This is a genomic window from Pseudomonas sp. YA1 (assembly GCF_058680555.1).
Genome location: NZ_JBZWBG010000017.1, coordinates 32,209 through 44,707, shown reverse-complemented (window position 1 = coordinate 44,707; position 12,499 = coordinate 32,209). Strand labels below are relative to the sequence as shown.

The following is a 12,499-nucleotide window of genomic DNA, read 5'->3' as shown; positions in this document are numbered from 1 at the left end:
CGACGCCCGCGTGCGCCCATAACAAGAACAAGAGAGAGGTTGGTATGAACAGGCAATCCGCTGCGGCGGTGATCGACGCTGCCCGCTTTAACCGTACTCACTGGCTGATTCTCGGCTGGGGGTGTTTCATCATGCTGTTCGACGGCTACGACATGGTCATCTACGGCTCGGTGGTGCCACGCCTGATGCAGGAGTGGCAGCTGAGCCCGGTGCAGGCCGGCACCCTCGGCAGTTGCGCGCTGTTCGGCATGCTCTTCGGCGGCACCCTGCTGGCGCCGCTGGCGGACCGCTTCGGCCGGCGCCGCCTGGTGATCGCCACCACCCTGCTGGCGAGCCTCGCCGCCTTCCTCACCGGCCACGCCCGCGACCCGCTGGAACTGGGCGCCGGACGCTTCTTCACCGGCCTGGCGCTGGGCGCGCTGGTGCCCAGCGCGATCAACCTGATCAGCGAATTCGCCCCGGCCGGGCGGCGCAGCACCCTGGTCACGGTGATGTCGGCCTTCTACTCGGTGGGCGCGGTGCTCTCGGCGCTACTGGCGATCGCCATGATCCCCGCCTGGGGCTGGCAATCGGTGTTCTACGTGGCGGTGCTGCCGGTGCTGGCGGTGCCGCTGATGCTGCGCTGGTTGCCGGAGTCGGCGGCGTTCCTCGAACTCAAGGGCCGCCGCGCCGAACTGGACGCGCTGCTGCGCAAGGTCGATCCCGACTACCGGCCCGGCGCCGAGCGGGCGAACGCTGTCGCGGCCGAAGCGCCGAGCGGACGGGTCGCCCAGTTGTTCGAGGGGCGCCAGGCACTGGGCACCCTGTTGCTGTGGGTGGCCTTCGCCATGTGCATGCTGATGAGCTACGGGCTCAACACCTGGTTGCCGAAGCTGATGGCCGGCGGCGGCTACGCCCTCGGTTCGAGCCTGGCGTTCCTCGTCACCCTGAATGTCGGGGCGACCCTCGGTGCGTTGTTCGGCGGCTGGCTGGCCGACCGCCTCGGCGCCGGCCGCACCCTGGTGCTGTTCTTCGCTCTGGCCGCGGCCTCCCTGGCGGCCCTCGGCCTGGGGCCAGGCCCCTGGCTGCTCAACGGCCTGCTGGTGGTGGCCGGCGCCACCACCATCGGCACCCTGGCGGTGATCCATGCCTACGCCGCGCAGTTCTACCCGGCCTGGGTGCGCTCCACCGGGGTCGGCTGGGCTGCCGGCGTCGGTCGCCTCGGCGCCATCGCCGGGCCGATGCTCGGCGGCAGCCTGCTGGCCCTGGAGCTGCCGTTCCAGCAGAACTTCCTGGCCTTCGCCGCGCCTGGCGTGATCGGCGCGCTGGCGATCGCCTGCATCCACCTGCGGCCGCGCGTGCCGGCGGAAGTGTCCGTCGACGCGACGGCGAAGAAACCCCTGTGATTTTCGAAAGAGGAGAAGAGCGATGAGCGATTCCCGTTATACCGACCTCGGTCTCCAGCCACTGGCCGGCGAGTGGCGCCACGGCCGGGCCGGCCGCCGGCTGAAGGTGAGCAATCCGTTCGACGGCAGCCTGCTGCTGGAGATCGAGCAGGCCGACCGCGACGACCTCGATGCCGCCTACGCCAAGGCCGCCGAGGTCCAGCCGGCATGGGCTGCGCTCGGGCCCTCGGCACGCGCGGCGGTGCTGTACAAGGCGGTGGAGGTGTTCGACCGCCGCCACGAGGAGATCGTCGACTGGCTCATCCGCGAGTCCGGCAGCACCCGCCTGAAGGCCGAGATCGAATGGGGCGCGGTGCGCGCGATCACCCTGGAGTCGGCGTCGTTCCCGGCACGGGTGCACGGGCGCATCGTCGAGTCCGACGTGCCGGGCAAGGAAAGCCGGGTCTACCGCAGCGCCATCGGTGTGGTCGGGGTGATCAGCCCGTGGAACTTCCCGCTGCACCTGACCCAGCGTTCCATCGCCCCGGCCCTGGCGCTGGGCAACGCGGTGGTGGTCAAGCCGGCCAGCGACACGCCGGTCTGCGGCGGACTGCTGCTGGCGCGGATCTTCGAAGAGGCCGGGCTGCCGGCCGGGCTGTTCAGCGTGGTGGTCGGCCCCGGCAGCGAGATCGGCGACGCCTTCGTCGAACACCCGGTGCCGGGCCTGGTGACCTTCACCGGATCGACCCCGGTGGGCCGCAACATCGGCCGCATCGCCAGCGGCGGCGCGCATCTCAAGCACGTGGCGCTGGAGCTGGGCGGCAACAGTCCGTTCGTGGTGCTCGGCGACGCCGACCTGGAGCAGGCGGTGAATGCCGCGGTGTTCGGCAAGTTCCTCCACCAGGGGCAGATCTGCATGGCGATCAACCGCATCATCGTCGAGGACAGCCTCTACGACGCCTTCGCCGCGCGCTTCGTCGAGCGGGTCAAGGGCCTCCGCGTCGGCGATCCGCAGCGCGCCGATACCGCGGTTGGGCCGATCGTCAACGCGCGCCAGCTCGAAGGCCTGCTGGAAAAGATCCGCCTGGCCCGCCAGGAAGGCGCCAAGCCGCTGTACGAGGGCGGCGTCGATGGGCAGTTGCTGGCTCCGCACGTATTCGGCGAGGTCAGCGCGACGATGGAGATCGCCCGCGATGAAATCTTCGGCCCGCTGGTCGGCCTGCTCCGCGCGCGCGACGAGGCGCATGCGCTGGAGTTGGCCAACGCCAGCGAATACGGGCTGTCCAGCGCGGTGTTCAGCCGCGACCTGGAACGCGCGGTGCGCTTTGCCCGCCAGCTTCGCGCGGGGATGACCCACGTCAACGACATTCCGGTGAACGACGAGGCCAACGCGCCCTTCGGCGGCGAGAAGAACTCCGGGCTTGGCCGCTTCAACGGCGACTGGGCCATCGAGGAATTCACCACCGACCACTGGATCAGCGTGCAGCACGCGCCGCGCCAGTACCCGTTCTGACCCTGGCGGCGGGGCCCGCGCCCCGCCGCTGACCCGACCGTCGTCGCCAGGTGGCCCGCAGAGGCTGCCGGGGCCCGGTCGTCCCTGAAAAACGGAGCACAATAACAATGAAAATCCGTCGTAAAACCGCAGTCCCGCGCAACGCAGGGGCGGTCCTGCCGATGCTCGCCTGTCTTGCCGCGCAAGCTGCCGAGGGCGGCTTCCTGGAGGATGCGAAGACCGACCTGGTCCTGCGCAACTATTACTTCAACCGCGATTTCCGCGACCACGATGCCGGCAAGAGCCTGGTGGACGAGTGGGCGCAGGGCTTCATCCTCAAGTTCAGTTCCGGCTATACCCCGGGCACGGTCGGCGTCGGCCTCGACGCCATCGGCCTGTTCGGCGTGAAGCTGAACAGCGGACGTGGCACCAGCAATTCCGAGCTTCTTCCGTTGCACGATGGCGGTCGCGCGGCGGACGACTATGGGCGTGTCGGCGTGGCCGCCAAGCTGCGCGTTTCGGCCAGCGAATTGAAGATCGGCGAGATGCTCCCGGACATTCCGCTGTTGCGCTACGACGACGGACGCCTGCTGCCGCAGACGTTCCGCGGCTTCGCCGTGGTTTCCCGCGAGCTGCCGGGCCTGGCCCTGCAGGCCGGACGCTTCGACGCGGTGAGCCTGCGCAATTCGGCGGACATGCAGGACCTGTCGGCCTGGACCGCGCCGACGCAGAAATCGGACGGTTTCAACTACGCCGGCGCCGAATACCGCTTCAACCGCGAGCGCACCCAACTGGGCCTGTGGCACGGGCAACTGGAGGACGTCTACCGGCAGAGCTACGCCAACCTGCTGCACAAGCAGCGTGTCGGCGACTGGACCCTGGGCGCCAACCTCGGCCTGTTCGTCGACCGCGACGACGGTGCCGCGCGCGCCGGCGAGATCGACAGCCATACCGTCTACGGCCTGTTTTCCGCCGGCATCGGCCTGCACACCTTCTACCTTGGCCTGCAGAAGGTTGGCGGCGACAGCGGCTGGCAGTCGGTCTACGGCAGCAGTGGGCGGAGCATGGGCAACGACATGTTCAACGGCAACTTCACCAACGCCGACGAACGCTCCTGGCAGGTTCGCTACGACTACGATTTCGTCGGCCTCGGCTGGCCCGGCCTGATCGGCATGGTCCGCTACGGCCATGGCTCGAACGCCACCACCAAGGCCGGTAGCGGCGGCAAGGAATGGGAGCGCGATGTCGAACTCGGCTACACCGTGCAGAGCGGTCCGCTGGCGCGGCTCAACGTGCGCCTCAACCACGCCAGCAACCGACGCAGCTTCAACAGCGACTTCGACCAGACGCGGCTGGTGGTGAGTTATCCGTTGTCGTGGTGACGGACGCTGTCTCGCCGCTCCTCCGGACAGTTTCGGAGGGACGGGGAGCGGGAGGCCCGGTGCTTCGGCGGATAGCCGCTGGGCGGTTATCCGCCCTACCGGAGCGGCGCTCCGCCGACAACGCCTGGAGGGGGAGAGGGCGGCTCAGAACTTCGCCTGCATCCCCACCCGCAGGGTACGCCCGGGCGCGGGCATGAAACTCTGTGCCAGCGGGTCGAGGTAATAGCGGTCGGTAAGGTTCTGCAGCGAGGCATTCAGTTCGGTGTGCTCGAACAGCTTGTACTTGAGGAACAGGTCGAACAACTGCACCGAGCGGTACTCGATCTGCGGTGTGGTGGCGCCGACCTGCCAGGGCTTGTCCGCCGTGGCGGTGGGGCCGGAGGTATAGGTCATGCGTCCGCCCAGGGTCAGGGCCTGGTCGAAGAAGCGCAGGCCGGCGGTCAGGTTGGTCGCCAGCCGCGGCGGGTTCTGCGTGTTGGTATAGGAGCCCATGAAGCTGCCCGGTGTGCAGTTCGGCGTGTTCTCGGTGCGCTGGTAGCGGTTGGCGCCGGCGCGCAGCCTGGCGGCGAAGGCGGCGTCGCAGGTCTCGGTCTTCAGGTAGTAGGTCGCCGACAGGTCGGCGAACACCCGCCCTGCGTCGTAGTGCGATTGCAGTTCGAGACCGCTGGTGCGGTAGCTGTCGGTGTTGCTGAAGGTCATCAGGCCCATCTGGCCCGGATCGTAATAGCGGGTGATGTAGTTCTTGATGGTGTTGTTGAAGTAGGCCAGCTTGATCGCCGCCGAGTCGCCGTCGGCCAACAGGCTGTCGCGCAGCGCGCTGGCACCGATCTCCCAGCTGCGCGAACGCTCGGGCTTGAGGTCCTTGCCCGGCTCCACCTGGAGAGTGCCCTGGCTGGTCTCGAACAGCGACGGCAGGCGCAGGCCTTCGGTGTAGGAGGCGTAGACGAAGGTATCCGGGGCCAGCTCGAAATTGATCCCGAATGCCGGCGAGAAACCGCCGCCGCGGCTGCTGCCCTTCTTGCTGTAGTTGTAGCCGGTGACCACGTTGGTGACCCGCGAGGGATGGACCGTCACGTTGGCCGGGCCGAACTCGTCGAAGGGAATGCCTTCGAACGGATTATTGGTGTTGTTGGTGACGATGCCGTTGTTGAGGCGCGGATCGGTGGCGTCGGTGTACTGGCCGTTCTGGTCGGGGAACCACATCATCGAGCCGTAGTAGCCGGGCCTGCTCACCGTGATGAAGCGCATGTCGCGATCCTCGCGCCGCGGCGAGGCGGAGATGCCGTTGTCCTTGCTGTTGAAGTGGCTGTAGCGGCCGCCGCCCCATAGCGTCAGGCGCTCGACCGGCTTGAACTCGAGCTTGCCGTTGAGGCCGTATTCCTGGCGGGTGGCGTCCCTCAGGGTGCGGTTGGCGTTGATGTCGTGGAGGGTGGTGACCACGCTTTTCTGCGGCTGGATGTCTTCGACCTGGAACGAGCCGCCGAGGTCGAGCTTGAAATCGCCGAAGTCGGTTTCGAAGCGCGCCACGTTGTTCAGGTCGCCGCCGATGCGCCGGTTGTCCTGGCGCGTCCAGTTGCGGTCGGAGCGATAGGCCTGGGAGCGCGGTGCCAGCACCGAGGTCAGCATGTCGCTCTTCGCCTCGGTCATCCACAGGCCGGTGCTGAGGTCCACCAGCGGATTGTTCTCGGGCAGGTAACGGTAGCGTGCGGTGTAGGTGTCGATCTTCACTTCGCTCAATGGGTACTGGTAGATGCCGGCGGTGCCGAAACGGAAGATGTCCGACGGCATGATCTCCCCGGTGCGCCCGTCGTAGCGACGATAGCCGAGGTCCAGGGTGTGCTCGTCGGCGATGCGCCAGGTCGCCTTGAGCAGGTAGGACTCGGTCTCCGACGACGAGTTGAGCACTTCCTCCCCTGCGTTGTAGACCTTGGCTACGCTGCTTTCCTCGCGACCGTAGCGGTTGTAGACGCGATAGCGGTCCTGGCCTTTCTTGCCGGAAAAGTAGTTGCCCTGATTGCGCTGCGCATAGGCGGCGACCAGGTCCAGATGCTCGTTGCGGTAGGCGAAGGCGGCGCTGCCGGACTTGGCCTGGGAGCCGAACAGGCTGCCGCGGTCATCGTGCGGCACGCTGCTGAGATTCTCGGTCTTCGAACTGGCGCTGCGGTGCTGCGGGGCGACGCCGTTGTTCCAGACGTTGCCGGTGAAGCGCACGCCGAGGTCCTTACCGTCCACCAGGATGTCCTTGACGCCGATGGTGCGCATTTCCACGCTGCCGCCGATCGCGCCCGAGCGGGTCGAGGGACCCTTGTCGACGGTCACGCTGCTGACCAGGTCGGGATCGATGTAGCTGCGCTGCTGGGTGCCGGCGTAGCCGCGGTAGACGTCCAGCGCCTGCTCCGCGCCGTCGACCCGCACCGCCACCCGGCTCTGCCCCTGGATGCCGCGGATGTTGACGTCCAGCGCGCCACCGTTGCGGCTGTCGCCGACCTGTACGCCCGGGATGCCCTGGAGCAGGTCACCCACGGAAACCCGGCCGAAGCGGTCGATCTCTTCGCTGGAGAGGTACACCGACGAGCGCGGCGCGGTATAGGTTTCCTTCTGCGGATCGGCCAGCTCGGCGGCCGAGACCACCACCGGCGACAGGTCGGCCGGGGCTTCTCCGGACATGCGCGGCTCGACCAGCAGGTAGGCGCCGGAGGTTCCCGCCGCGACCTGCAGGCCGGTGTTCGACAGCACTCGCTGCAAGCCTTCCAGTACGCTGTAGCGGCCCTTGAGCGCCGGCGCGGTGCGGCCGCGGGTCAGCGCGGGGTCGAAGGACAGCAGCAGGCCCGACTGGCTGGCGAAGGCGCCCAGGGAGGCGCCCAGCGACCCCGCCGGGATGTCGTAGCTGCGTGGCGTGGCGTCGTCCAGGCGGGTAGCCGCGCTGTGCTGGCCGACGCTCTGCGCGTGGGCCAGGCCGCCGCCGAGCAGGCCGGCGCCGACCGCCGACAGGCCGAGCAGGGCGCAGCGCAGGGCAAGGGTGAGCGGGGAGAGGCGCGACAAGGGACGCGCCAGGCTGGGGATAGGGCGTTGTAGGGACATGACTTCTTCGCTCGCAGGGTTGGCGCCCGTCATTGCGGGCTCTCATTCCCTCTGTCGCACGAGATTGGAAAAGGGATATTTCGGGTTCGGCGGGGTCGGTCGAGGAAGGGCGCCGACATTGTGGTCAGCAGAAAATTAGTGATAATAGTTTTCATTTGCGATTGAAGCCAGCTGACTATTCCGATGAATGCGCCTCCGATGAATGCGCCAAGCCCCTGCCTGCAAGCGGACCGCGACTGCGTCGCCACGCTCTACCGTGAAAACCATGCCTGGTTGCGCAACTGGCTGGCCTACCGACTTCGCTCCTGGGGACGCGGCGTGGCCGATGACCTGGCCCACGACACCTTCCTGCGCATCCTCGCCAGCCGCGATGGCGGCCAGCGTGACGCGATCCGTCAGCCGCGCGCCTACCTCACCCGCATCGCCAACTGCGTGCTGGTCAGCTGGCGCCGTCGCCAATCGCTGGAACTCGCCTGGCTGGAGGCCCTGGCCACGTTGCCCGAGCCGTTGCAGCCGTCGCCGGAACAACAGAGCGTGATCGTCGAGACCCTGCACGAGATCGACGCGCTGCTCGACACCCTGCGCCCGCGGGTGAAACAGGCATTCCTGATGGCGACGCTGGACGGCATGAAGCAGAAGGACATCGCCCAGGCGCTGGGCGTCGCGCTGCCGACGGTGAAGAAGTTCATCCACCAGGCCTACGTGACCTGCCTGAGCCTGATGCCCGATGAATGACCGCGCTTCCAGCCGGGCGCCGCAGGCGGGCGATTCGGAGCTTTCCGGGCCGCCGGCCGCCGAGGCGATCGCCCCGCAGGTGCTCAGGGAGACCGCCTCCTGGCTGCTGCTGATGCAGGAGGGGCCGCTGGCTCCGGCGCAGCAGGCCGAGCTGGAGTCCTGGCGCTCGCGCAGCCCCGAGCACCAGCGCGCCTGGCGGCGCGCCGAGCGTCTGCTGGCGAATATCGGTTCGCTGCCGCCGGCGCTGGCCCGGCGTGCGCTCGAGCGTCCGTCCGGCAGCGGCCGGCGCGCGGTCCTGCGCGGCCTCGTCCTGCTGCTCGGCGGCGCGCCGCTGGTCTGGTGGGGATGGCGCGCCCAGGTCTGGCGCGACGGCTTCGGCGCCGACTACCTCACTGCCGTCGGCGAGCGGCGCGACCTGGTGCTGGAGGACGGCAGCCAGGTCGAGATGAACACCGACAGCGCGCTGGACGTGCGCTACGACGCCGGCCAGCGCCTGCTGCGCCTGTATCGCGGAGAGATCTACCTCCGCACCGCGGCGGATCGGCGCGAGCCGCCGCGACCGTTCCTGGTGCGCACCGAACAGGGCCTGATGCGCGCGCTGGGTACCGCTTTCAGCGTCCGACGCGAGGGCGCAGAGACAGTGCTGGCGGTGTACGAAGGCGCGGTCCAGGTGCGTCCGGAGGGCGCCGCGAGCGCGGCGGATGGCCGGGTGATCGAGGCTGGCCAGCGGGTGCGCTTCGATCGCCAGCGGATCGGCCCCGTCGAGTCCGCCAGCGAGGCCGCGCTGGCCTGGCGCCAGGGCCTGCTGGTGGCCGACGACATGCCGCTGCGGCAGTGGGCGGGAGAACTGATGCGCTACGGCGGCGAGAGCATCGAGTGCGAGCCGTCGCTGGACCCGCTTCGGGTCTCCGGCACCTTTCCCGTCGACGACCTGCCGCTGGCCCTGGCGATGCTGGCGCAGACCCATGGCCTGCGCCTCGTGCACCAAGGCCGACGGGTGCTGATCAGGCGCTGAGGGGAGGCGCGGCGGCTCAGCCGGCCAGCAACCAGACCCCGGCGCCCGCCGAGGCCAGCCCGGCGAGACGTACCAGGGGCGCGGCCGCCTGCGGCAGGAAGCGCACCAGCGCGTAGCCGGCGGCGTGCAGCGCGGCGGTGGCGGCGACGAAACCGAGCGCGTACAGCCAGGGGCTGGAGAGGTCCGGTAGCTCCAGGCCGTGGGCGACCCCGTGGGCCAGGGCGAATAGTGCGGTGGCGGCCATCGCCAGCGGCAGCGGCGGGCGCACGGCGAGGGCCACGCAGAGGCCGAGGGCGAGCACCGAGGCGGCGATGCCGGTCTCCATGAACGGCAGTTGCAGGCCCTCGAAGCCGAGCAGCCCGCCGACCAGCATGGTGCCGACGAAGGTGCAGGGCAGGGCGAGACGCGCGGCTCCCTGTTGCTGGGCGGCCCAGAGGCCGACGGCGAACATCGCCAGCAGGTGGTCGAGACCGGTGAGCGGATGGGCGAGGCCGGCGACCAGGCCGTGTTCGCCGTGGCCGGGGTGGGCGAAGGCCAGCGCCGGCGCGGCGAGCAGGACGAGGGCGGCGAGCAGCTTGGGCAGTTTCATTGGCGGTTCCTTGTCGTTGCGAGGTGGCGTCAGGCGGCGGTCAGCAGGCCCTGGCGCTCGATGAAGGCGATGATTTCGTCCAGCCCCTGGCCGGTCTTCTGGTTGCTGAACACGAACGGCTTGTCGCCGCGCATGCGCCGGGCGTCCCGGTCCATCACGTCGAGGGAGGCGCCGACCAGCGGCGCCAGGTCGATCTTGTTGATCACCAGCAGGTCCGACTTGCAGATGCCGGGGCCGCCCTTGCGCGGGATCTTGTCGCCGGCGGAAACGTCGATCACGTAGAGGGTCAGGTCGGACAGCTCGGGGCTGAAGGTGGCCGACAGGTTGTCGCCGCCGGATTCCACCAGGATCAGTTCGAGGCCGGGGAAGCGCCGGTTGAGCTGGTCCACCGCCTCCAGGTTGATCGAGGCGTCCTCGCGGATCGCCGTGTGCGGGCAGCCGCCGGTTTCCACGCCGATGATCCGCTCGGGGGCGAGGGCCTCGTTGCGCACCAGGAACTCTGCGTCTTCCTGGGTATAGATGTCGTTGGTGACCACCGCGAGGTTGTAGCGCTCGCGCAGTTCGCGACACAGGGCCAGGGTCAGGGCGGTCTTGCCGGAGCCCACCGGACCGCCGATGCCGACACGCAGGGGTTGGGATGTCATGGGTTTTCTCCTAGGAACGGAACAGACGGCTGTACTGGGTTTCGTGGGTCATGCTGGCCAGCGCCAGGCCGAACGCGGCGCTGCCCTCGACGGCGGGCCGTCGCAGCGCCTCGGCGCAGGCGCGGTCGAGTTCCGGCAGCAGGCTGGAAGCAAGTTTCTGCGCGGCCAGTTGGCCGAGCGGCAGGGTTTTCATCAGCACCGCCAACTGGTTTTCCAGCCAGCTCCAGAACCAGGCACTGAGCGCCTCCTCGGGGTCCAGGCGCCAGGCGCGCGCGGCCATCGCCCAGGCGGCGGCGAGATTGGGCGGGTCCTGGCGAGCCAGCCAGGCGCGGCCGGGAGCGTCGAGCTCGGGCAGGGCTTCCAGCAATTGGTGCAGGGAAAAGCCCATCTGCCGGCTCTCCTGGGCCAGCTCGCGGGTCTCGCGGCTGGCCCTATGGCGTTCGCTGGCCGCATCGCAGGCGGCCCAGTCGCCGACCAGCGCGGCGCGCAGCAGGCCGGCCAGCAGCGGTGCCTCGAAGCGCGCCAGGTTCAGTTGCAACTGGTCGACCAGCCAGGTCCGCGCGCTCTCGGCGTCGCGCACCCAGCCATTGTCGAGGGCCGCCTCCAGGCCCTGGGAATAGCTGTATCCGCCGATCGGCAACTGCGAGCTGGCCAGGCGCAGGCGCGCCCAGATGCTGTTCACCGGCGCACGCCGAACTGGTGCAGGCGCGGCGCGTAGTTGAACTCCGCCGCGCCATGGTGCGAGTGGTGGTGGCCTCCGCCGTAGGCGCCGTGCTCCGGCTGGAACGGCGCCTCGATGGCTTCCACCGTGGCGCCGAGCTGTTCGAGCATGGCTTTCAGCACGTAGTCGTCGAGCAGGCGCAGCCAGCCGTCGCCGACCTGCAGGGCGACGTGACGGTTGCCCAGGTGGTAGGCGGCGCGGGTCAGTTCCAGCGGGCTGGCGCAGGTGACGTGGAGCAGACGCTCGGGGCGGGCGACGACCCGCACCAGGCGACCGTCGCGGGCCTTCAGGCAGTCGCCGTCGGCCAGCGGCGGCTGGCCGCGCTCGAGGAACAGGCCGACCTCCTCGCCGCTCGCCGCGAAGCAGCGCAGGCGGCTTTTACTGCGCGCCTCGTAGGTCAGGTGGAGTTCTTCGTCCCAGCGGGGCGAGCGGGCGGGCAGGCGTTGGTGAATGACCAGCATGGGCAGTTTCCGCAATGCGACAGGAAAGGAATCACAACAAGCACCAGCAAGGGCCTTGCCAGGTCGATGCGGGACGCCTGTACCGGGAAAACGGGGCCATAGGGATGTAACAAAATATTGCAGCGCGCCAGGTTGGTGCGCAACGACTTTTTTGCCGCACCGGAAAGGTGCGCGCGCGTCTAGTCCGCGGGCGAACGCCGAGCCGGAGGTCCGCTGGGGAGGTGTGGGGTCAGCCGGGCAGGCCGTGCCAGTGCTTGCCGCCGATCATGATGAAACGCAGCTGGTGGGTGATCTTCGCGGCTGGCATCAGGTGCGGCGGCAGATCGGCGGCGGGTGGGTCGATCAGCTCCGGAAGGGTGGCGAAGACGGTCTTCACCACCAGGTCGGCGAACACGTCGAGGGCCGCGCCGTCGAGGTGCGGCATCTTGTTCAGCAGCGCCAGGTCGGCGGCCAGGTCGTCGGTGATGCGCTGGCGCAGGCTGGCGATGGCCTGGCGGATCGGCAACGAGCCGCCGTATTGCTCGCGGGCGAGGAAGAGGAACTGCGAGCGGTTGGCGCCGACCGCGTCGAGGAAGATGCGCACCGAGGCGTCGATCAGCCCGCCCAGTTCGAACTCGTTGCGGCGCACCGCGCGCAGGGTGGCGCGGAAGGTCTCGTCGACCTCGGCGACCAGCGCCAGGCCGAGCTGGTCCATGTCGCTGAAGTGCCGGTAGAAGCCGGCCGGGACGATGCCGGCGGCGCGCGTCACTTCGCGCAGGCTGAGGCTGCCGAAGCCGCGCCCGCTTTCCATCAGGTGGCGCGCGGCGCTCATCAGCGCGTGGCGGGTCTGCTGTTTCTGTTCGGCGCGGGGTGAGGACATACGGCTTCCTTTGGCGGACCGGCGACTGTAGCAAAAGCCCCGCGACCCGGTCGAACCGGGGACGGCAGCGGTCGAAGGATACATCAGTGAACGCTTGTTGACTCGATTGCGCGGAACGGGCAAAGTTTTGTGAACGATCGTTCACTGAAATATTCT

11 protein-coding genes are annotated in these 12,499 nt (G+C 68.9%); 5 read left to right on the top strand and 6 right to left on the bottom strand.

Going from position 1 to position 12,499, the window contains the following annotated elements:
• Positions 1-44 precede the first annotated feature (44 nt).
• From AC4OR5_RS22960 to AC4OR5_RS22950, 3 genes are all read left to right on the top strand, one after another.
• Positions 45-1,385 (top strand): MFS transporter, encoded by a 1,341-nt coding sequence (locus AC4OR5_RS22960; protein ID WP_003135480.1) that lies wholly within the window; start codon positions 45-47, stop codon positions 1,383-1,385.
• Between the two features lie 22 nt (positions 1,386-1,407).
• Entirely contained in the window at positions 1,408-2,877 is a 1,470-nt protein-coding gene (locus tag AC4OR5_RS22955) for an aldehyde dehydrogenase family protein (RefSeq protein ID WP_058159933.1), read from the top strand.
• Between the two features lie 107 nt (positions 2,878-2,984).
• A complete protein-coding gene (locus tag AC4OR5_RS22950) occupies positions 2,985-4,238 on the top strand; it encodes an OprD family porin (protein ID WP_058159932.1) in 1,254 nt (417 codons plus the stop codon).
• A 144-nt stretch (positions 4,239-4,382) separates the two neighbouring features.
• On the opposite strand, the gene AC4OR5_RS22945 is transcribed toward AC4OR5_RS22950, so the two are convergent.
• Positions 4,383-7,319, bottom strand: coding sequence for a TonB-dependent receptor (locus AC4OR5_RS22945; RefSeq protein ID WP_277750031.1), 2,937 nt, complete (start codon positions 7,317-7,319; stop codon positions 4,383-4,385).
• A gap of 198 nt (positions 7,320-7,517) precedes the next feature.
• Between AC4OR5_RS22945 and AC4OR5_RS22940 the strand changes: the two genes are divergently transcribed.
• A complete protein-coding gene (locus AC4OR5_RS22940; protein ID WP_003095533.1) occupies positions 7,518-8,054 on the top strand; it encodes a sigma-70 family RNA polymerase sigma factor in 537 nt (178 codons plus the stop codon).
• Positions 8,047-9,069 (top strand): FecR family protein, encoded by a 1,023-nt coding sequence (locus AC4OR5_RS22935; protein WP_034037027.1) that lies wholly within the window; start codon positions 8,047-8,049, stop codon positions 9,067-9,069. Before AC4OR5_RS22940 ends, AC4OR5_RS22935 begins: the two co-directional genes overlap by 8 nt.
• Before the next feature lie 16 nt (positions 9,070-9,085).
• On the opposite strand, the gene AC4OR5_RS22930 is transcribed toward AC4OR5_RS22935, so the two are convergent.
• The 5 genes from AC4OR5_RS22930 to desT form a co-directional block, all read right to left on the bottom strand.
• Positions 9,086-9,658, bottom strand: a complete 573-nt coding sequence (locus AC4OR5_RS22930) for a HupE/UreJ family protein (protein WP_003123552.1) — start codon at positions 9,656-9,658, stop codon at positions 9,086-9,088.
• 29 nt (positions 9,659-9,687) lie between these two features.
• On the bottom strand, positions 9,688-10,302 hold the full coding sequence (gene ureG, locus AC4OR5_RS22925) for an urease accessory protein UreG (protein ID WP_003095530.1): 615 nt from the start codon (positions 10,300-10,302) through the stop codon (positions 9,688-9,690).
• Between the two features lie 10 nt (positions 10,303-10,312).
• Positions 10,313-10,984, bottom strand: a complete 672-nt coding sequence (locus AC4OR5_RS22920) for an urease accessory protein UreF (protein ID WP_049321320.1) — start codon at positions 10,982-10,984, stop codon at positions 10,313-10,315.
• On the bottom strand, positions 10,981-11,484 hold the full coding sequence (ureE, locus tag AC4OR5_RS22915) for an urease accessory protein UreE (RefSeq protein ID WP_058159930.1): 504 nt from the start codon (positions 11,482-11,484) through the stop codon (positions 10,981-10,983). The genes AC4OR5_RS22920 and ureE overlap by 4 nt, the downstream gene beginning before the upstream one ends.
• A gap of 229 nt (positions 11,485-11,713) precedes the next feature.
• A complete protein-coding gene (desT, locus tag AC4OR5_RS22910) occupies positions 11,714-12,343 on the bottom strand; it encodes a TetR family transcriptional regulator DesT (RefSeq protein ID WP_003107570.1) in 630 nt (209 codons plus the stop codon).
• Positions 12,344-12,499: the final 156 nt, after the last annotated feature.